Here is a 19,796-nt window from a genome sequence, read left to right on the forward strand (position 1 = left end):
ATCAGGCCGCGACGGGGCAGGACTTGTGCGGCGCAAAGGCCGCCAGCGCGATCGGATTGTCGGCCAGAAGGTCGGCGATGGTGATCTTGGACAGGGCTTCCGTCGCGGCCTCGTCGGCGGCGGTCAGGGCCTTGGCCACCTGGCGCGGGATATGTTCGCTGATCGGACAACCCTTGGCGCCGGCGGGGGGCGAGCCGATGTGGGCGCATCCGTTCACCGCCTTCAGCACCTGATCCAGCCGGATGTCCTCGGGCTGACGCAATAGCCAGGAGCCGCCGGTCGCGCCCGGTCGGGTGGCGATCAGCCCGGCCTTGGCCAGCAGTGCGGTCACGCGGCGCACCACGACGGGATTGGTCGGGATCGAGGACGCCAGCACGCCGCTGGGCATCGCCTGCGCAGGCCCGAACGCGCCCTTGTGGGCCATATAGGCCAGGGCGTGGGCGGCGACGGGAAAGCGTTGGCTGTCTGACATGGTTCTGTTCCTGATGCGAAAATAGGCGTTCAGGGGCCGAATCACAAATCGCGCCGCAGAACGCCGAAACCGAATCCGCTGCGGCGCGATTGAAGACCGCGTGGAATGAGCCTAAAGGCTCGCCGCTTTGAAGGGACCGACGCCGCGTCGGAGACCCGGAGGATACGCATGGCCGGGGACACTCCCCACGACGCGAGCGCTCCCTCGCCCGCGTCGAACACGCCGGACAAGCCCACCCACGCCACGGGTCCGGACTCCCACATTCCGGGCGGCCAGGCCGCCAAGCACGGCGGCTTCTGGGCCCTGACCATCGGCGCGATCGGCGTGGTGTTCGGGGACATCGGCACCAGCCCGCTCTACGCCCTGCGCGAGGCGATCGACCATGCGCGCTCCGGCGTCGGCGGCGACCTGGCCGTGATCGGCGTCGTCTCGCTGGCGTTTTGGGCGCTGATGGTCGTGGTGACGTTCAAATACGTCTTCTTCCTGATGCGCGCCGACAACAAGGGCGAGGGCGGCACCCTATCGCTGATGGCGCTGGCGCAGTTCGCGGTCGGTCGGCGCAGCGCCTGGATCTTCATACTCGGCGTCTGCGGGGCGGCCCTGTTCTATGGCGACGGCATCATCACGCCCGCCATCTCGGTCCTTTCCGCCGTCGAAGGCCTGCAGGACGCGCCGGGTCTGGCCGGGCGGCTGGACTCCTTCATCGTGCCGATCTCGGCCGGCATCCTGATCGCCTTGTTCCTGGTCCAGTCGCGCGGTACGGCCAGCCTGGCCAAGTATTTCGGCCCCATCACCGCCGTCTGGTTCCTGAGCTTGGGGGCGCTTGGCCTCTATCATATCTTCGACGACGTCAGCGTGCTGCGGGCCCTGTCGCCTCACTATGGCGTCATGCTTCTGCTCAACGACGGCTTCCTGGGCTTCGTGATCCTGGGCAGCGTCTTCCTGGCCGTCACGGGGGCCGAGGCCCTGTATGCCGACATGGGCCATTTCGGAAAGGCGCCGATCCGCATGGGCTGGCTGGCCTTCGTCCTGCCGTGCCTGACGCTGAACTATCTGGGCCAGGGCGCCCTGATCCTGGACAATCCGGCCGCGTCCGAGAACCCGTTCTGGAACATGGTGCCGCAGTTCGCCTATTGGCCGATGCTGATCCTGGCGACCGCCGCTACCGTCATCGCCTCGCAGGCGGTGATCACCGGCGCCTTCTCGGTGACGCAACAGGCGGTTCAGCTGGGCCTTCTGCCGCGCATCGACATCAAGAACACCTCAGAGACCCAGGCCGGCCAGATCTTCGTGCCGGCGGTCAACACCTTCCTGATGGTCGGGGTGCTGGTGCTGCTGGTCGTGTTCCAGAGCTCGCATAACCTGACCGCGGCCTATGGCGTGGCGGTGACGGGCACCATGCTGGTCAACACGCTGATGGCCTATTCGGTCATTCGCAAGGGCTGGAAGTGGCCGATGTGGGCGGTGGTCGGAACATTGCTTCCGTTCGCCTTCATCGACAGCGTCTTCCTGACGTCCAACCTGCTGAAGATTCCCGACGGCGCATGGATGCCGCTGGTGCTGGGCGCCCTGCTGGTCGTGGTGATGTGGACCTGGGTGCGGGGGACGCAGATTCTGACGGCCAAGACGCGCAAGGACAGCCTGCCGCTGAACGATCTGATCGAGATGCTTCAGGCCCGTCCGCCGCACCGTGCGCCGGGTATGGCCATCTTCCTGACCTCGGATCCCGACGTCGCGCCGGTCGCCCTGATGCACAATCTCAAGCACAACAAGGTGCTGCACGAGAAGAACGTCATCCTGACCGTGCGCACCTCCGAGCGCCCGCGCGTCAAGGAGGCTGACCGGGTGCGGATGGAGCCGATCAACGACGACTTCAAGAAGGTCACGGTCACCTACGGCTTCATGGAGACGCCGAACGTGCCGCGCGCTCTAGGCCTGTGCCGCAAGCAGGGTCTGAAGTTCGACATCATGTCGACCAGCTTCTTCCTGGGTCGCCGTTCGCTGATCCCGTCGGCGCGTCAAGGCATGCCGCTTTGGCAGGACAAGCTGTTCATCTTCCTGATGCGCAACGCCGCCAATCCGACCGACTTCTTCCACATCCCGCCCGGCCGCGTGGTCGAACTGGGCGCGCAGGTGGCGGTATGAGCACCGAGGGACGGGGCGGGCAGAGCTCGCAGGCGCGCGGCCGTCGCATGGCCACCAAGAGCCGCCCGCGCGCGGCCTCGGCCGAGGCCGCTCAAGATCCGTCGCAGGACGATATCGGCGTCGAAGCCCGCGTCGTCGCCGGCATCCTGCTGAACGCCGCGCTGGAGAAGCGCAACGGACTGGACGAAGCCCTGTCTCAGCCCGCCGCCCGCGCGCTGGAGCCGGTGGATCGCGCCTTTGCCCGCGCCGTCGCCATGGCGGCCCTGCGTCGTTTGGGCGAGATCGATCAGATCCTGGATCGCCGCCTGAAGAAGTCGCCGCCCGAGGCTGTGCGCACCCTGATGCGCATCGCTCTAGCTCAGACCCTGGTGCTGGAAACGCCTGCCTTCGCCGCCGTCTCGACGGCGGTTAAACTGGCCGAGCGCGATCCCAAGACCCGGCCCTATAAGAACCTGGTCAATGCGGTGCTGCGCGGAGTTGGGCGTGAAGGTCCCGGCCTGACGACGGCCGAGAGCAATCTGCCGGACTGGATCGCGGCGCGCTGGAAGGCGACCTATGGCGAAGCCGCCTTGGCGGGTCTGGCCCTGGCCGCGCGCGAAGAACCCGCGACCGATCTCAGCCTGAAGCCAGGCGTGGATCCTGCGGTCGTGGCTGCGGCTGTCGAGGGCGAAGCCTTGCCCGGGGGCACGGTTCGCACCGGCCGTCGCGGCGATGTTGCCGGCTGGCCCGGTTTCGAAGACGGCGACTGGTGGGTCCAGGACGCGGCCGCCGCCGTGCCCGGCCGGCTGCTGGATGTGAAACCGGGCGAGACGGCGCTCGACATGTGCGCCGCGCCTGGAGGCAAGACGCTGCAACTGGCGGCCGCCGGCGCCTCGGTCGTTGCGCTCGATCGTTCGGCCCCGCGTCTGAAACGCCTGACGCAAAACCTTGAGCGGACCGGCCTGACCGCCGAAGTCGTCGCCGTCCCGGCAGAGGACTGGGAGGACGCCCGCAACTTCGACGCGGTTCTGCTGGATGCCCCCTGCACTGCGACGGGCACCTTCCGCCGCAATCCGGAGGTCTTGCGCGCCACCAAACCGGCAGAGGTCGCCAAGCTGGCCGACGTCCAGCACCGCCTGCTCGACGCCGCCGCCGAGCGCGTGAAGCCGGGCGGCCGTCTAGTCTATTGCACCTGCTCGCTGGAGCGCGAGGAGGGCGAGACCCAGATCATCGCCTTCCTGCGTCGCAACCCCGTCTTCCGCACCGTCGCCGCCGATCCGGCCGCCGTCGGCGCCCCATCCGAGGCGCTGACGCCCGAAGGCTGGCTGCGCATCCTGCCTTCCATGTGGGCCGAACACGGCGGACTGGACGGCTTCTTCGCGGCCAGGCTGGAACGGGTGTCCTGATCGGGAGCGCCTTGCTCCTGCCCGCAACCCGCCTTATCCGGGAGGCCATGGCCGTTACCCCTCTGATCTGCCCGTCGATCCTCGCCAGCGATTTCGCGCGGCTGGGTGAAGAAGTCCGCGCGCTGGAGGCGGCGGGCGCCGACTGGATCCATGTCGATGTGATGGACGGGCATTTCGTGCCGAACATCACGCTTGGCCCCGACGTCGTGAAGGCGATCCGGCCGCACACGACCCTGCCCTTCGACGTGCACCTGATGGTCGCGCCGGTGGATCCTTGGCTGGAGGCGTTCCGCGAGGCGGGCGCCGACGTCCTGACCGTTCACCCGGAAAGCGGGCCGCACCTGCACCGGACCCTGGGTCGCATTCGCCAGCTGGGCGCCAAGGCCGGCGTCGTGTTCAATCCGGCGACGCCGCTGTCGATCCTGGAAGAGGTGGTCGATCTGGTCGATCTGGTGCTGATCATGTCGGTCAATCCGGGCTTCGGCGGTCAGAAGTTCATCGACAGTTCGCTGAAGAAGATTGCGGGCGCGCGGGCCATTCTCGACCGCGCCGGTTCGTCGGCTCACCTCCAGGTGGACGGCGGCGTGACCTCCGCCAACGCCGCAGCCTGCGTCGCCGCCGGCGCCGATGCTCTGGTCGCTGGGTCGTTCGTGTTCAAGGGCGATTATGCGACCAATATCGCCGCCCTGAAGGCTGCGCCGGCTGCTCAGAGCTTCGCGTGAGCCCGCTCGGCCCCTTCGCCCCGCGGGGCCAGGAAACGACGCTGGACGTCGCCTCGGGTCAGATCCCCGGCCTGCCTGGCGCGCCGGTGCGCACGCCGGTGCGGTCGGGCGACACGATCGCCGGACCCGGCCTGTGGCCCGCCATCGCCGGACGGCTGGCGACGCGGCAGCTGTGGATCGAGCTTTACGGCCTGCCCGGCTACGGCTTGACGCTGGGGTCGCCGTTGGGCGGGGGCAAGGTGACCGCATTCGCCGCTACGCCGCGCGACTTCCGCCCGCATGATCCGGCGCCGGGGCGCAATGTCCTGGCCGGGCGTTTCATGTTGGCCGGCGCCGCGATGGAGGTCGAACCCCCGTCCGATCCGTGGAACAGGCCCAGCCCCTCGCGGCCCTTTGCGGTCGAGCTTCATGCCTTCGCCTGGCTGCCGGGGCTGATGGCCCAAGCCGACCGTGGCGCGCGCGAGGCGCTGCGTCTGACCCTGGCCTGGGCCGACGCCTTCGCACGATGGTCGCCCTTCGCCTGGGGACCGGAAATCCTGGCGCGGCGGGTCGTCAATCTGGCGTGCGGCGCACGGCGGATGGGCGCGGTGGCGACGGAGGCCGAGCGGCTGAAACTGGCCGATAGTCTGGCGCGCCAGACCCGGCAACTGCTGCGTCCGCCCGGCGGTCTGGCCAGCCGGGCCGAGCGGTTGACGGCGGCGGCCATCGGCGGCTGCGTGCTGGCGGGGGCGCCAGGGCAGGCTTTGCGTCGCCGCGCGCTGTCGCGGCTGGACGGCGCCCTGAAGACGACGGTGCGGGCCGACGGCGGCCACGCCTCGCGCAGTCCCGAGGCGGCTCTCGAGCTGCTGCTCGACCTGCTGACGCTGGACGACGCCCTGTCACAACTGTCCGAACCGACGCCTGAGAGCGTCTCGGCCGCCATCGCCCGGCTGACGCAGGGCCTGCGCCTGCTGACCTTGCCCGACGGTCGTCTGGCCAGTTTCCAAGGCGGCGGCCCCTCCACCATTGAACGCGTCGCGGCCGCCCGCGCTCACGACGACGAAGCGGCGGCCAGGAGCGACGATGCGCCTCCAGCGACCGGTGCGGTCGCCGGCCTGACGCGCATCGCCAGCCCCCTGCTGACCATCATCGCCGACAACGCCCCGCCGGCTCGCGACGCCTGGGGGGCGGCCGCCTGCGCCCAGCCGCTGGCGCTGGAGATCGCCTGCGGCAAGGACCGTCTGGTGACCGGCTCAGGGTGGACGTCGGCCTCAACCGACCGCCAGGCGCTGCGCCTGACGCCGGCCCATTCGACCCTGACCCTGGGCGAACGGTCGCTGAACGAACCGCTGGGCGGCTGGAAGGGCGACCTATTGGGCCCGCGCTTGGTCGGACCGCCGATCCATGTGACCACCGACCTGCGCGACGGCGACGGCGCCGTCTGGCTGGCGATGGAACACGACGGCTGGAATGAGTTGTTCGGCCTGAACCATCAACGCCGGCTGTATCTGGACCAACGGCTGGACGAGCTGCGGGCCGAAGAAAAGCTGTTCCCCACGCCCGGCCGCAAGGAGATGGTGCGCCAGATCGCGGCCCCCTACGCCATCCGCTTCCATCTCGAGCCAGGGGTTCAGGCCTCTCTGGCGCGCGACCGGCGGTCGATCCTGCTGCGCGGCGCGTCGGGCCGGGGCTGGTGGTTCAGGACCGACGGACCGGACGTGGCCATCGAGCCCAGCGTCCATATCGACGCCGGCCTGACCCGCCGCTCCCTTCAGATCGTGGTGCGCGGCTCGGCCCGCACCGACAGCGAGACAAAGATTCGCTGGAAGCTAAGCCCGGCCGGCGCGAGCGGCGAACCGACCTGATGCAAGAGCCTGATTCACGGCGTCGATAAAATCGCGCTGCGATTTGATCTCTGCCGATCAGGCTCTGAAACCGTCCGTGGGGTGACGGCGAAGCGGTTTGGGTCTAGACGGCGCGCCATCCTCCCCTGCCATCACGGACGCCGCCCATGCCCGCCGCTCCCGACTTTCCGCCCGCCCCAGACCGGGTCAAGCCGCAACGCGCCCTGATCTCGCTGTCCGACAAGGCCGGGCTGGAGGACGCGGCCCGCGCCCTGCACGATCAGGGCGTCGAACTGGTCTCAACCGGCGGGACGCGGGCGGCGATCGAGAAGCTGGGCCTGCCGGTCAAGGACGTGGCTGACCTGACCAGCTTCCCCGAGATGATGGACGGCCGGGTCAAGACCCTGCACCCCATCGTTCACGGCGGCCTCTTGGGCGTGCGTGACGCGGCCGACCATGCCCAGGCCATGACCGATCACGGCATCGGCGCCATCGATATCGTCTGGATCGACCTTTATCCGTTCGAGAGCACCGTCGCGGCCGGCGGCGCGTTCGAGGCGGCGGTCGAGAACATCGACATCGGCGGCCCGGCCATGATCCGCTCGGGCTCCAAGAACCACGGCTATGTCGCCGTCGCCGTCGACGGCGAGAGCATCGGCCTGATCCTTGAGGCGCTGAAGGCCGAAGGCTCCACAGATCTGGCCCTGCGCAAGCGCTTGGCCGCCCGCGCCTTCGCCCGCACCGCCGCCTATGACGCCGCCGTCTCCGGCTGGTTCGCCCAGCAGGTCGAGGACGCCGCCCCGGCCCGCAAGTCCATCGCGGGCGCCCTGGCCCAGACCCTGCGCTACGGCGAGAACCCGCACCAGACGGGCGCCTTCTACCGCACCGGCGAGCGTCGCCCCGGCGTGGCCTATGCCGAACAGGTTCAGGGCAAGGAGCTGGGTTACAACAACATCGCGGACGCCGACGCCGCCTATGAACTGGTCGCGGAGTTCGAACAGCCGGCCGTGGTCATCGTCAAACACGCCAATCCGTGCGGCGTGGCGATCGGCAAGGACTTGTCAGAGGCCTACGCTCGCGCGCTGGAATGCGACGCCGTCTCGGCCTTCGGCGGCGTGATCGCGGTCAACCGCCCGCTTACGGCTGAGGACGCCCGCGCCATCACCGGCATCTTCACTGAGGTCGTCATCGCCCCCGGCGCCGACGACGAAGCCAAGGCCGTCTTCGCGGCCAAGAAGAATCTGCGTCTGCTGATCACCGACGGCCTGCCGGATCCGCAAGGGCCGGGCGAGGTCTTCCGCTCGGTCGCCGGCGGCTTCCTGGTCCAGAGCCGCGACCGGTCGCTGATCAAGCCGTCGGACCTGAAGATCGTGACGAAGCGCCAGCCGACGCCGACTGAGATCCAGGACATGCTGTTCGCCTTCACCGTGGCCAAACACGTCAAGTCCAACGCCATCGTCTACGCCAAGGACGGCCAGACCGCCGGCATCGGCGCCGGCCAGATGAACCGCCGCGACAGCGCCCGCATCGCCGCCATCCGCGCCAAGGAGGCTGGAGAGGCCAAGGGTCTGACCCAGTCGCTCGCCGAGGGTTCGGCCTGCGCCTCCGAAGCCTTCTTCCCCTTCGCCGATGGTCTCTTGGAAGCCGTCGCGGCCGGGGCCACGGCGGTGATCCAGCCGGGCGGCTCCATGCGCGACGCCGAAGTCATCGCCGCCGCCGACGAAAAGGGCATCGCCATGGCCTTCACCGGGGTGCGGGTCTTCAGGCATTGATGAAGGGAAGAAGGGCGCTAACGCGCGCGACGCGGTCGCTCGCTGCTTGAGCCCCCTTCTTCCCGTTTTGTAGCGCGCCTTATCGTGACTGGACGACTGCCGTCAGCCGTGATGCTCTGACGCCTTTCCCGCGTTGGAGCGTCCTATGACCGTGCTGATCCGCCCCGAAGGCCAGACTGCCGACGACCTGAAACTGAGCCGTCGAACTTTGGGTGCCTTGGGGGGCTTGCTGTTTTCCGGCTATGCGGTCGCGGCCCTGGCCAAGGAAGCCAAGCCCATCACGACCGACGCCGAGGGCCTCTCCACCGAGACCGTGACCTATGCCGCGCCGGATGGGTTCCAGCTTCCGGCCTATGTCGCCCGGCCGGCGGGCGGCGGCCCGTTCCCGGTCGTGGTGGTTGTGTCCGAAATCTTCGGCGTCCACGAATATATCCGCGACATCTGCCGCCGTCTGGCCAAGCAGGGATACGCCGCCATTGCGCCGGCCTTCTTCGTCCGGGTCGAGGATCCCGCGCCGCTGTCCGACATGCAGCGGATCATGCAGATCGTCGGGGCGGCGAGCTACGAACAGGTGATGGGTGACCTGTCGGCGACGCTGGAATGGGCCAGTCAGCAGTCGTGGTCCAAGGACGGCAAGGTCGGCATCACCGGCTACTGCTGGGGCGGCAAGGTGGTGTGGCAGGCGGCGGCGCGGTTCGCCGCCATCGGCGCGGGCGTGGCCTGGTACGGCCGCCTGGCCCCCGCCGCAGACGCCACGCCGGTTCAGACCTCATCGGGCCAACCCTGGCCGGTCGACATCGCCGACGATCTGAAGGCGCCCGTGCTCGGCCTGTATGGCGGGAAGGATCAGGGCATTCCATTGGCCAGCGTCGAACGGATGCGCGAAGCCTTGGCCCGCGCCGGCCAGACCGGCAGCCAGATCGTCGTCTATCCCGACGCCCAGCACGGCTTCCACGCCGACTACCGCGCCAGCTACGCGGAGGCTGACGCGAAGGACGGCTGGTCCAAGCTGCTGGCGACGTTCGATAAAGCGTTAAAGAATTAGGCCGTTACTGATGCCAAGGTTGCGGGAAGCAGCCTTGAGTGTGGGAGGGTTAGGGCGTGAACGGATTGCGACTTCGCGGGGCGATCGTCCTGGGTATCGGCCTGCTGTTTCTGCCTCTCGCAGCGTGCGGAGGCGGTGGTGGAGGCGGTGGCGGCGGCGGCACGATCACGCCCCCTGTTCCTCCGCCCCCACCGCCCCCGCCTCCTCCCCCCCCACCACCGCCTCCGCCGCCTCCGCCTCCCTCGGTCACGTCGAGCGAGTATCTGCGGAACTACGGCCTGGCCAATATGAAGGTCCAATCCGCCTGGCAGGCCGGGGCGACTGGAGCGGGCGTCACCGTCGCCGTCGTTGACTCCGGCATCGCCAATACCTTGCCCGAGTTGGAGGGGCGTATCTCCAGCGCCTCGACCGACGTCGTCGTGGGGCGCAATACGCCCTATGTGGCGTCAAGCAGCCACGGCACGCGCGTGTCGGGCGTGATCGCCTCGAACTTCAACGGGTTCGGTACGATCGGGGTGGCGTACAATTCGACCATCCTGTCGATCCGCACCGATATCTCTGACTGCACGGACAAGAATACCGAGGTCTGTTTCAGCAGTTCGGATCTGGTGCGGGCGCTGGACTACGCCGTCTCCAATGGCGTCAAGATCATCAACATGTCGCTGGGCGGCGATGGGCGGCTGGGCTCGGCGTTCGAGGCGGCGCTGTTGCGCGCCGTCAACTCGGGCGCCGTGATCGTGGCTTCGTCAGGCAACGACGGAAACGCCAATCCGGGCTGGCCCGCGCGTTACGCCATCGACCCCCGGTTCGCCGGCAGCGTCATCGCGGTCGGATCGCACGGCGCGACCGATGCGATGTCCAGCTTCTCGAACCGGGCAGGGGATACGGCGGCCGGGTATATTTCAGCGCCGGGCGAGGATGTGATCACTGGGTGCGAGGGCACGTCATGTTGGCGCGTCAACGGCACATCCTTCTCGGCGCCGCATGTCTCCGGCGCGCTCGCTTTGCTAATGCAGGCCTTCCCCAATCTGACGGCCCGTGCGGCTCTGGATGTCTTGCTGACGACCGCCCGCGACGCCGGCGATCCGGGCACTGACATCGTCTATGGGCGCGGCCTGCTGGACATGGCCCGCGCTTTCCGGCCGGCCGGCACGACCTCGACGCCGCTGGCTGATGGAAGCTCCATCGTCAGCATGAGTGAACCGGGCAGTTTCGTCGGCGCGGCGTTCGGGGACGCTTTCGGTCGGCAGACGGCGCTGAATACGGTGCTCTACGACGCTTACGATCGCATGTTCGCCGTCCAACTGGGGGGCGCCTATCCGACTGCGCCAAGCCGGTCCTATCAGGCGGCGCCGTTCGAGCAGAACACCACGGCGACAACGACCCTGGCCCTGCCGGGCGGCGGTCGATTGAACCTGATTGCGGCGCAACCCAGCGTGCGACCTGACCCGATTGCGCCTCGTCACGATCTGTATGATGCGCCTTGGATGGGGGACGAGCCGCGTCAGGAGGCGATGCTTGACGTCGCCACGGGCCGGATGAACTTCTCGGTCTGGCAAGGCAAGGGCGGGGCGACATCGCCGTTCAACGGCGCGGCGGGCGACGGTTTCGCCGCCCTGGCCCAGGCCGACCACGCCGTGCGCGGCGCCATGCGGTTCGGCGCGGTGACGGTTTCTGGCGAAAGCGGGGGCGGCGATCGCCGGATGCCGCTGCGTCGTGTCGAGCAGGATGCCTCGACCTATAGTCGCGCGGCGATTGGATGGCGCGGAGCGGACGGCGGTCTGTCGTTCAGCGTGGGCGCCTTGGATGAGCGTCTCGGGCCCTTGGGCGCCTTCCTGCCGGGCGGGTCCGACTTCGCCCTGCCGTCACGGACCAGCTTCTATGCGCTTGGCGGCGACTGGACCCTGCGGCCGGGCCTGCGCCTGATCGGCGAGGCGGGGATGGGGTCGACCCGGATCGAGGGCCGGTTCCTGTCGATGGATCAGGCGGCGATCAGTTCGAACTGGCGGCTGGGCTTGTTGACGGGCTGTTCGATGATCTGCGACCGGATCAGCTTCACCCTGGCTCAACCGCTCAGGATCGAGCGCGGAACCTTCTCGGCCATGCTGGCGGATGTTCCGGTTGAATATTTCGATCCGCTGACCTATTCGCGCCGCAGCTTCTCGGCGACGCCCAGCGGCCGCCAGATCGACTTCATCCTCGGTGGCGAACGTCGGCTGTGGGATGGGTCCAGCATGACGCTGCAAGCGGTCGCCAGCCGCGAGCCGCGCCATGTCGCAGACGCGCCGCCGGAGTTCGCCTTGATCGGAGCCTGGCGGCGTCAGTTCTGACCGACGCCGCCTGAAGACTGCGGATCAGGCCTTGCCGTCGAAGGCCTGACCGTCGGCGGCGGGGGCGGCGCCATAGGGGTTCGGAGCCTGGGCGCCGGATCCCTTGGCGGCGACGACCACCATGGCGGGGCGGACGGTGCGGCCGAACAGTTCGAAACCGGACTGCATGGTCTGGATCACCGACCCGCCGGGCACGGTCTCGGACGGCTGTTCCATCATCGCCTGATGCAGATGCGGGTTGAAGGCCTCGCCCGCCTCCGGCGCGACGCGCTTCAGGCCGTTGGCGTCGAAGGCTTGCAGCAAGGCCTTTTGCGTCAGTTCCAGCCCGGTCACCAGACCGGCCGTTGCGCCCTCGGCGTCCTTGGGCGCAGCCATCAGGGCGCGTTCAAGATTGTCGGCGACGCCCAGCAGGTCCTTGGCGAAGCGCTGGATCGCGAAGGCGCGCGCGTCGTTCTGCTGCGTCTCCGAACGGCGCTTCAGATTCTCCATCTCGGCGGCGACGCGTAGGGCGCGGTCCTTCCACTCGTCACGCTCCGCGATCACGGCGTCCAGCGGCGCCAGATCGTCGGACGGATGGGCGTCCAGCCCGTGTTCGGCATTGGTTTCGGCCATGTCGGCGTCCACGGCGTTCAGTTCGTCGTTAAGGGGCTTGTCGCTCACTTGTCGTTCCCGTCCAGCATCCGGCCCAGCACCCGGGCGGTATAGTCCACCAACGGAATGACACGGGCGTAGTTCAGTCTTGCGGGGCCTATGACGCCGATGGCGCCCAGAACCCGCTGTCGGCCGCTCATATAGGGCGCCGCGATCACGGCGGAACCCGAAAGTGAAAACAACCGTGTCTCGGCGCCGATGAAAATGCGTACGCCTTGGGCCGCATCGACGCCGTCCAGCAGGCCGATCAGCTGTTCCTTCTGCTCCAGATCATCGAACAAGACGCGGACCCGCTCCAGATCGGCCAGGCCTTCCCGGTCTTGAAGCAGGTTGGCGCGACCGCGGACGATCAGGGCGCGCTCCCGGTCGGCGCCGCCGGACCAGGCGGCGAATCCGTCCTCGACCAGGCGGGCGGCGGTCTGGTCCAGTTCGCGTCGCGCGATTTCCAGCTCTTGCGTCATCTCGCGCCGGGCGTCGGCGAACGGTCGGCCGCGCAGGCGGGCGTTCAGGAAGTTGGAGGCCTCGACCAGGGTCGACGGCGTGACGCCGGCCGACAGGGTCATGATGCGGTTCTCGACCGTGCCGTCATCAGCGACGATGACCGCCAGGGCCTGATCGCCGCCCAGGGCCACGAACTCGACATGTTTGACGCCGGAATCGCGCACCGGGCTGGAGACAACGCCTGCGCCGCCGGCCAGGCCCGACAGCAGGTTCGAGGCTTCATCCAGCGCCGCCTCGAAGTTCCGACCGCGCCCCGCCAGCCGCCCGTCGATCTCACGCCGTTCTTCCTTGGTCAGGTCGCCGACTTCCAGCAGGCCGTCCACGAACAGGCGCAGGCCCGCGTGGGTCGGGATCCGCCCGGCCGAGGTGTGTGGCGCGGCCAAGAGGCCCGCAAGGGTCAGATCCTGCATGGTGTTGCGGATCGAGGCGGGCGACAGGGCGACGCCGCCCAGCGACAGGGTCCGCGACCCGACCGGCTCGCCGGTCTCCAAATAGGATTCCACGATGCGACGGAAGATGTCGCGTGCCCGCGCATCCAGCCCCGCCAGACCCGCGAGGGCCAGATTCGGGGATGGGCCGGCGTCGAACGGCGGGTTTTTCGGGGCATACAGGCTCACGGTTTCAGGATAAGCACCGCCGCCACAGCTTCCAAGGTCAGACTTCCAAGGATCCCGCCCATGCGCCATTCGCAACGCACCGACGATCAACTGCGTCCCGTGACCATCGAGACCGGCGTCAACCGCTATGCCGAGGGCTCGTGCCTGATCAGTTTCGGCAACACCAAGGTGCTGGTGACCGCCTCGATCGAGGACAAGGTGCCGGGCTGGATGCGCAACTCGGGTCAGGGATGGGTAACCGCCGAATATGGCATGCTGCCCCGCGCCACCCACACGCGCGGGCGTCGTGAAGCCGCCGCCGGCAAACAGTCGGGCCGCACGCAAGAGATCCAGCGATTGATCGGCCGCTCCCTGCGCGCCGTGGTGGACCTGAAGGCGCTCGGCGAACGTCAGGTGCTGATCGACTGCGACGTCATCCAGGCCGACGGCGGCACGCGCACGGCGTCGATCACCGGCGCCTGGGTCGCCATGAGCCTGGCGCTGAACTATCTGCGCGACGAGGGTGTGTTGAAGGCCGACCCGATCACGGACCAGGTGGCGGCCGTGTCGTGCGGCGTCTGCGACGGCGTGCCGGTGCTGGACCTGGATTACGAAGAAGACTCCGAGGCCGAGGCGGATTCAAACTTCGTCCTGACCGGCTCGGGCCAGATCGTCGAAGTCCAGGCCACCGGCGAGAAGCGCGGCTTCTCGCGCGCCGAGTTCGACCGGCTCTTCTCGCTGGCCGAGACCGGCTGCACCGAACTGTTCGCCCTGCAGAAGGCGGCCTTGGCGGCGGTGAAGCGATAAGGGGGTTTCACCTCGGGGCTCGGACGGGCATCCTCGTTCGGTCAGTCCTGACCGGAGACAAGTCGATGCGTCGATCCCCCTGGCTTTCAATGGCCGCCTGCGTTCTGTTGATGGCTGGATGTCAGCGCGCTGATCCAGCCGATCAGCCTGCGTCCGGAGACATGGCGGCACGCAGCGACGTCATCGACGCGGTTCCATTGACGCCGGACGCTCCGCCGCCTGCCGCGCCCGCCAAGCCGGCGGTTGCGGAGAAGGAAGAGACCCTGCCGGCCGACGACCCTGAGGCCAAGATCCCCGAGGGTCCCGACATGCCCGCTCAGCCGGTGCCGATCAGCGAGGTCCCCTGCCGCGACGCCATCGGCGCCGCCGCCTCGGCCCGATTGGTCGAGCGCTGCATCCAGGTCAGCCCGGCGACCCGCCCGCCCTGCAACGCCGCCAACCCCTGCGACCTTATCCAAGGCGAGATCGACCGGTCCTGCAAGCTGTGGGAACGCGACGGCGACCCGCCGGCGGCGTGCAAGCCCTAGGCTGAGCGCACCGCGCCCGCCACATCGGCCACTACGCGTTTCACCAGCGCCTCGTCGTCGCCCTCGGCCATGACGCGGATCAGCTTTTCCGTGCCCGAGGGGCGCACCAGCAGCCGTCCCTGACCGCTCAGGGCCGCTTCGGCCTCGACGATGGCGGCCTTGACCGCGTCGGTCTCCAGCGGCTTGTCGGCGGTGAAGCGGACGTTCTCCAGCTTTTGCGGCACGGGCTCGAACTGACGGGCCAGTTCGCTCATCGGCTTGCCGGATTCGACCAGGACGGCCAGCACCTGCAGCGCCGCCATCAGGCCGTCGCCGGTGGTGGCATGGTCGTGCAGAATGATGTGGCCCGACTGCTCGCCGCCGATGTTGAAGCCGCCTTCGCGCATCCTTTCCATGACATAGCGGTCGCCGACCTTGGTCCGCTCCAGCGTCAGGCCTTCGGACTTCAGTTTACGCTCTAACCCCAGGTTGGACATGACGGTGGCCACCACGCCCCCGCCGGTCAGGAGGCCGCGCCTGGCCCAGTCCAGCCCGACCAGGGCCATGATCTGATCGCCGTCCACGACCCGACCCGTCTCGTCGCAGATGATCAGTCGGTCGGCGTCGCCGTCCAGGGCGATGCCGATGTCGGCGCGGTAGCGTTTGACCGCATCGGCCAGGGTCGCCGGATGGGTCGAGCCGCACTCGGCGTTGATGTTGGTGCCGTTGGGGGTCACGCCGACGGGGAAGACTTCGGCGCCCAGTTCGAACAGGGTGGTGGGCGCGACCTTGTATCCGGCGCCGTTGGCGCAATCGACGGCGATGCGCAGCCCTTGTAGCGTCAGCCGTTTGGGGAAGGCCTGTTTGGCGATCTCGATATAACGCGCCTGTGCGTCGTCGATGCGTTTGACCCGGCCCAGCTTGTTCGACGGCGCCAGACCCTGGTCCAGGCCCTGGTCCATCATGGCCTCGATCTTCAGTTCGATCTCGTCCGACAGCTTGTAGCCGTCCGGCCCGAACAGCTTGATCCCGTTGTCGGCATAGTCGTTGTGCGAGGCCGAGATCATCACGCCCAGATCGGCCCGCATCGAGCGGGTCAGCATGGCCACGCCCGGTGTCGGCACGGGCCCGAAGGTGCGCACGTCCATTCCGACCGAAGCAAACCCGGCGACCAGGGCCGGCTCGATCGTATAGCCCGACAGGCGGGTGTCCTTGCCGATCACCACCAGATGGCGGCGGTCGTCGTCGGTGCGGAACAGTTTCCCGGCCGCCAGACCCACACGCAGCGCGACCTCGGCCGTCATCGGATGGGTATTGGCGCAGCCGCGAATGCCGTCGGTGCCGAAGTATTTTCTGTCGCCCAAGGCCTGGTCCTTTGTTTCGGGTAACGTTCCGAAACCCCTTTTTTGATGCGGCCCGCCTTAAGATTGCATAGACGGCCGATGGGGCTTGATGTGTGGCTTAGCCCCGGATCGCCGCCAGTGCAAAGCGGCGCCCTTTTCCTGACTTCTCGGAGCCTTCGCTCATGTGCGGCATCATCGGCGTCACCGGCAATGGTCCTGTCGTTCCCCGGCTGATCGACAGCCTGAAACGGCTGGAGTATCGCGGCTATGATTCCGCCGGCGTCGCCGCCGTCGTGGACGGCTCGGTCGAGCGCCGCCGCGCCAAGGGCAAGATCCGCAATCTGGAGGCCGTCCTGGCCGAGGATCCGATGACGGCGACGGTCGGCATCGGCCATACGCGATGGGCGACCCACGGCGCGCCGACGACCGAGAACGCCCACCCGCACAAGGCCGGTCGTGTCACCCTGGTCCATAACGGCATCATCGAGAACTTCGCCGAGTTGAAGGCCGAACTGGCGGCCGAAGGCCATGTCTTCGAAAGCCAGACCGATACCGAGGTCATCGCCCACCTGCTGGACGCCGAACTGAACGCCGGGAGCGCGCCGCTTGACGCGTTCAAGATCACCCTCGACAGGCTGACCGGCGCCTATGCGCTGGCGGTGCTGATCGACGGGACGGACGACCTGATCCTGGGCGCCCGGCGCGGCAGCCCGTTGGTGGTCGGCTGGGGCGAGGACGAGATGTATCTGGGCTCGGACGCGCTGGCCGTCGGTCCGTTCACGCAGAAGATTTCCTATCTGGAAGAGGGCGATTATGTCGCCGTGACCAAGGCCGGCGCTCAGATGTTCGATGTGGCGGGCAAGCCGGTCGAACGCGCCATCGTTCAGGTCTCGGCCTCATCGGCCATGGTTGAGAAGGGCGAATATCGCCACTTCATGGAAAAGGAGATCCATGAACAGCCCGACAGCGTCCAGCACACCCTGTCGGAATATCTCGACCTGGTGACGGGCAAGGCCAAGATCAATCCCGTCGATTTCGCCGCCATCGACCGCATCCAGATCGTCGCCTGCGGCACCGCCTTCTACGCTGGCCAGATCGGCCGCTACGCGTTCGAGAAGCTGGCTGGCCTGCCCTGCGACGTCGAGATCGCATCCGAGTTCCGCTATCGCTCGCCCGCCGTGTCGAAATCGACCCTGGCCGTCGCCGTCAGCCAGTCGGGTGAGACGGCCGACACCCTAGCCAGCCTGACCTGGTGCAAGGCGCAAGGGTTGCAGACCGCCGCCGTCGTCAATGTTCACTCGTCCTCCATGGCGCGTGAGGCCGCCGTGCTGTGGCCCACCCATGCCGGGCCCGAGATCGGCGTCGCCTCGACCAAGGCCTTCACCGCCCAGGTCGCGGCCCTGCTGGCACTGGCCGTGGCGGCGGGCGTGGCGCGCGGCCGGATCGATGCGGCTCACGAGGCCGAGCTGGTCAAGGCTCTGTTCGAAAGCCCGCGCCTGATTGCCGAGGCCCTGACGATGGGCGACAGCATCCGCGCCGTGACCCACGACCTGTCAAAGGCCGACGATGTCCTGTTCCTGGGGCGCGGGGCCATGTTCCCGCTGGCGATGGAAGGCGCGCTGAAGCTGAAGGAGATCAGCTATATCCACGCCGAGGGCTATGCCGCCGGAGAGTTGAAACACGGCCCCATCGCCCTGATCGACGAAGAGACCCCGACCATCGCCCTGGCTCCGCTTGACGATGTGTTCGAAAAGACCGCGTCCAACCTGCAGGAGGTCGCCGCACGGGGCGGCCCGGTCGTCATGATCGCGCCGGAAAAGGCGCCCGATCCGCACGGCGCCGGTATTCGCCGCATCCACGCCCCCGACTGTCACCCGCTGATCGCGCCCCTGGTCTATGCCGTGCCGGTGCAACTGCTGGCCTATTACACCGCCGCTCAGAAGGGCACCGACGTCGATCAGCCCCGCAACCTGGCCAAATCCGTCACGGTCGAATAGGTCGCGTCTGTCATCCGCCGCAGGGCGTCTGCATCGGTGATCTGGATCGCGCCGCGCCGCAGCCGCACGGCGCCGGCGGCGCACAGTTCGGTGCAGGCGGTCGATATGCTGGCGCGTCGCACAGCCATCAGCTGCGACAGCTCGGTTTGACGAAGGGCCAGGACGGCGCCTCCCTTTCGGTCGTGAACGTCGAGCAATAGGGCGGCCAGGCGCTGACTGACTTTTAATGTGGCGTGGCGCGAAAGCTCAGCCTGAAGGGCGATGTTGCGACGGCGAAGATCAATCAGCGCCATCTCGACCAGACTGTCGCGATCGATCTTTTGCGCCAGCTTGCGAGCGGAGACGGTCAGGTATCGTCCGGCCGTCAACCAAACGGCCGACTCTGGCCCACCCCCGCCCAATACAGCGTCGAAGTTGATCACGTCGTCGCTGGACGCCAGCCCATGCGACAGAGCGCCGTCGAGCCTGATCCGCGCCAGGACGCCGGACAAGATCAGCGTGACGACCGCTTCGCCATTTTGTGTGGTTGAGGTTCTCGCACCGGCCTCGGCGAAGAAGGCGTCCCCTTCGTCCAGGCCCTGCACCGCAAGGGCGGACAATAGAGCGTGGGCGAGGTTTGACTGGGACATGCTCCGTCTAGACGGCCGATCGCCGTTCGGTGCGATAACATGCGTTAAGCGCTCAGACAGGCTCGCATTGCAGGCGCAGATAGGTGGGGTCGAACTCGGCGATCTCCGCCAGACGACGCCAGTCGAGGATATCGATCCGCCCGCCTGACCAGGCAACGACGCCCTCGCTGCGAAGCTCGGAAATCAGGCGGCTGACATGGACGGTCGATAGACCCAGCGCGTCACCCAGCGTCGTTTGCGTCAGCGGGAGTTCAAAGGTCAGATCGCCCGTCTGGCCGACGGCCTGAAGGCGCAGGTAAAGCTCGCATACCAGATGCGCCAGATGGCCCAGGCCGCTACGCCGTCCCATGGCCACCAGCCATTGTCGATGAATGGCGGCGTCAATGATGGTGTCCAGCCAAAGCAGTCGGCCCAGGTGTGGATGTCGTTCGGTGATGTCGATCAAGCCGCTGTGCGGCGCTTCTGCGATCACGCAATCGGTCAAGGCGACGACGCCGTGATCCATCTGCTTCATCAACAGGCTGTGCAGATCGATAAAGTCGCCCGACACATTGATTTCCGTGATCTGACGCGACCCGTCCTCCAGCGTGGAATACCGCGCGGAAAAGCCGGAAATCAGCAGCGTGCTGTGCAGCGGGCGGGTGTGCTCGCGCACGATATCGGATCCGGCGGAGACGGTTTTAGGCGCATCGAGTACAGCGCTCAACGCATCGATTTCTTCGGGATTGAGCCTGTCCCGAAGCGACAACTTATCGACCAGCGTGGTTATCTTTGAGACGCTGCCAGCCTTGGTCATCACGCGTCCCCCGTCAATGTCCAGCCCTCGGGCGCCTGATCGGACGCGGACGCCGTGACGCTGACGACCGTTTGCCCCTCGTCATCCGTGACGATGACGCTGAAGGCGCGGGTCGTCCAGAACGATGCGCCCCGATAGCGCAGGATTTCGCCCAGTACGGCGACCGCTTCCTCACGGGCCGCGTCAACGCTCCTCAGTTCCTCGCCCTGATCGTCGCGGATGCAATCTCCGTTCTGGGTATGGAAAAAGTAACGCGGCAATCTTCCCTCCTGGCCT

The 19,796-nt window shown here is 67.7% G+C and carries 17 protein-coding genes; 10 read left to right on the top strand and 7 right to left on the bottom strand.

What is annotated here, in order from left to right; translation table 11 throughout:
* Position 1 precedes the first annotated feature (1 nt).
* Positions 2-472: an Rrf2 family transcriptional regulator gene (locus E7T10_RS02145; RefSeq protein WP_055807840.1), complete on the bottom strand. Its 471-nt coding sequence runs from the start codon at positions 470-472 to the stop codon at positions 2-4.
* Between the two features lie 168 nt (positions 473-640).
* On the opposite strand from E7T10_RS02145, the gene E7T10_RS02150 reads away from it, so the two are divergent.
* The 7 genes from E7T10_RS02150 to E7T10_RS02185 all read left to right on the top strand — a co-directional run bounded on the left by E7T10_RS02150 (position 641) and on the right by E7T10_RS02185 (position 11,694).
* Positions 641-2,617: a potassium transporter Kup gene (locus E7T10_RS02150; protein WP_045811086.1), complete on the top strand. Its 1,977-nt coding sequence runs from the start codon at positions 641-643 to the stop codon at positions 2,615-2,617.
* The gene (locus tag E7T10_RS02155) at positions 2,614-4,002 is read left to right on the top strand and encodes an RsmB/NOP family class I SAM-dependent RNA methyltransferase (protein WP_137720525.1); all 1,389 of its coding nucleotides are present in this window, start codon (positions 2,614-2,616) and stop codon (positions 4,000-4,002) included. The genes E7T10_RS02150 and E7T10_RS02155 overlap by 4 nt, the downstream gene beginning before the upstream one ends.
* A 47-nt stretch (positions 4,003-4,049) precedes the next feature.
* Entirely contained in the window at positions 4,050-4,724 is a 675-nt protein-coding gene (rpe, locus tag E7T10_RS02160) for a ribulose-phosphate 3-epimerase (RefSeq protein WP_137720526.1), read from the top strand.
* The gene (locus E7T10_RS02165; protein WP_137720527.1) at positions 4,721-6,568 is read left to right on the top strand and encodes a heparinase II/III family protein; all 1,848 of its coding nucleotides are present in this window, start codon (positions 4,721-4,723) and stop codon (positions 6,566-6,568) included. The genes rpe and E7T10_RS02165 overlap by 4 nt, the downstream gene beginning before the upstream one ends.
* 146 nt (positions 6,569-6,714) lie before the next feature.
* Positions 6,715-8,319 (top strand): bifunctional phosphoribosylaminoimidazolecarboxamide formyltransferase/IMP cyclohydrolase, encoded by a 1,605-nt coding sequence (gene purH, locus E7T10_RS02170; protein WP_137720528.1) that lies wholly within the window; start codon positions 6,715-6,717, stop codon positions 8,317-8,319.
* 145 nt (positions 8,320-8,464) lie between these two features.
* Positions 8,465-9,364, top strand: coding sequence for a dienelactone hydrolase family protein (locus tag E7T10_RS02175; protein ID WP_137720529.1), 900 nt, complete (start codon positions 8,465-8,467; stop codon positions 9,362-9,364).
* A gap of 287 nt (positions 9,365-9,651) precedes the next feature.
* Entirely contained in the window at positions 9,652-11,694 is a 2,043-nt protein-coding gene (locus tag E7T10_RS02185; protein WP_137720531.1) for a S8 family peptidase, read from the top strand.
* A gap of 24 nt (positions 11,695-11,718) precedes the next feature.
* Here E7T10_RS02185 and grpE read toward each other — a convergent pair whose 3' ends face one another.
* Positions 11,719-12,306, bottom strand: coding sequence for a nucleotide exchange factor GrpE (gene grpE / locus E7T10_RS02190; RefSeq protein ID WP_199059366.1), 588 nt, complete (start codon positions 12,304-12,306; stop codon positions 11,719-11,721).
* A gap of 44 nt (positions 12,307-12,350) precedes the next feature.
* Positions 12,351-13,409, bottom strand: coding sequence for a heat-inducible transcriptional repressor HrcA (gene hrcA / locus E7T10_RS02195; protein WP_137722531.1), 1,059 nt, complete (start codon positions 13,407-13,409; stop codon positions 12,351-12,353).
* A 114-nt stretch (positions 13,410-13,523) separates the two neighbouring features.
* Between hrcA and rph the strand changes: the two genes are divergently transcribed.
* Both rph and E7T10_RS02205 read left to right on the top strand, forming a co-directional pair.
* A complete protein-coding gene (gene rph, locus E7T10_RS02200) occupies positions 13,524-14,249 on the top strand; it encodes a ribonuclease PH (protein WP_112863132.1) in 726 nt (241 codons plus the stop codon).
* 161 nt (positions 14,250-14,410) lie between these two features.
* The gene (locus E7T10_RS02205; protein WP_137720533.1) at positions 14,411-14,776 is read left to right on the top strand and encodes a hypothetical protein; all 366 of its coding nucleotides are present in this window, start codon (positions 14,411-14,413) and stop codon (positions 14,774-14,776) included.
* Here the strand turns inward: E7T10_RS02205 and glmM are convergent.
* Complete coding sequence (gene glmM / locus E7T10_RS02210) at positions 14,773-16,119, bottom strand: phosphoglucosamine mutase (RefSeq protein WP_137720534.1); 1,347 nt, start codon at positions 16,117-16,119, stop codon at positions 14,773-14,775. The two genes, E7T10_RS02205 and glmM, sit on opposite strands and share 4 nt — an antisense overlap.
* 161 nt (positions 16,120-16,280) lie before the next feature.
* Between glmM and glmS the strand changes: the two genes are divergently transcribed.
* The gene (glmS, locus tag E7T10_RS02215) at positions 16,281-18,095 is read left to right on the top strand and encodes a glutamine--fructose-6-phosphate transaminase (isomerizing) (protein ID WP_137720535.1); all 1,815 of its coding nucleotides are present in this window, start codon (positions 16,281-16,283) and stop codon (positions 18,093-18,095) included.
* Here the strand turns inward: glmS and E7T10_RS02220 are convergent.
* From E7T10_RS02220 to E7T10_RS02230, 3 genes are read right to left on the bottom strand one after another with little or no spacing between them, the layout of a single operon-like run.
* Entirely contained in the window at positions 18,056-18,724 is a 669-nt protein-coding gene (locus E7T10_RS02220) for a Crp/Fnr family transcriptional regulator (protein WP_137720536.1), read from the bottom strand. The two genes, glmS and E7T10_RS02220, sit on opposite strands and share 40 nt — an antisense overlap.
* Before the next feature lie 52 nt (positions 18,725-18,776).
* A complete protein-coding gene (locus E7T10_RS02225; protein WP_137720537.1) occupies positions 18,777-19,520 on the bottom strand; it encodes a Crp/Fnr family transcriptional regulator in 744 nt (247 codons plus the stop codon).
* A complete protein-coding gene (locus E7T10_RS02230) occupies positions 19,520-19,780 on the bottom strand; it encodes a hypothetical protein (protein WP_137720538.1) in 261 nt (86 codons plus the stop codon). Before E7T10_RS02230 ends, E7T10_RS02225 begins: the two co-directional genes overlap by 1 nt.
* Positions 19,781-19,796 lie beyond the last annotated feature (16 nt).

The sequence above is a fragment of the Brevundimonas sp. SGAir0440 genome (assembly GCF_005484585.1).
Classification (GTDB): domain Bacteria; phylum Pseudomonadota; class Alphaproteobacteria; order Caulobacterales; family Caulobacteraceae; genus Brevundimonas.

Bases quoted from the DNA above. Each gene is read 5' to 3' on its own strand.
- E7T10_RS02145 (WP_055807840.1), bottom strand. From the start codon at position 472: ATGTCAGACAGCCAACGCTTTCCCGTCGCCGCCCACGCCCTGGCCTAT.
- E7T10_RS02150 (WP_045811086.1), top strand. From the start codon at position 641: ATGGCCGGGGACACTCCCCACGACGCGAGCGCTCCCTCGCCCGCGTCG.
- E7T10_RS02155 (WP_137720525.1), top strand. From the start codon at position 2,614: ATGAGCACCGAGGGACGGGGCGGGCAGAGCTCGCAGGCGCGCGGCCGT.
- rpe (WP_137720526.1), top strand. From the start codon at position 4,050: ATGGCCGTTACCCCTCTGATCTGCCCGTCGATCCTCGCCAGCGATTTC.
- purH (WP_137720528.1), top strand. From the start codon at position 6,715: ATGCCCGCCGCTCCCGACTTTCCGCCCGCCCCAGACCGGGTCAAGCCG.
- E7T10_RS02175 (WP_137720529.1), top strand. From the start codon at position 8,465: ATGACCGTGCTGATCCGCCCCGAAGGCCAGACTGCCGACGACCTGAAA.
- E7T10_RS02185 (WP_137720531.1), top strand. From the start codon at position 9,652: ATGAAGGTCCAATCCGCCTGGCAGGCCGGGGCGACTGGAGCGGGCGTC.
- grpE (WP_199059366.1), bottom strand. From the start codon at position 12,306: ATGGCCGAAACCAATGCCGAACACGGGCTGGACGCCCATCCGTCCGAC.
- rph (WP_112863132.1), top strand. From the start codon at position 13,524: ATGCGCCATTCGCAACGCACCGACGATCAACTGCGTCCCGTGACCATC.
- E7T10_RS02205 (WP_137720533.1), top strand. From the start codon at position 14,411: ATGGCGGCACGCAGCGACGTCATCGACGCGGTTCCATTGACGCCGGAC.
- glmS (WP_137720535.1), top strand. From the start codon at position 16,281: ATGTGCGGCATCATCGGCGTCACCGGCAATGGTCCTGTCGTTCCCCGG.
- E7T10_RS02220 (WP_137720536.1), bottom strand. From the start codon at position 18,724: ATGTCCCAGTCAAACCTCGCCCACGCTCTATTGTCCGCCCTTGCGGTG.
- E7T10_RS02225 (WP_137720537.1), bottom strand. From the start codon at position 19,520: ATGACCAAGGCTGGCAGCGTCTCAAAGATAACCACGCTGGTCGATAAG.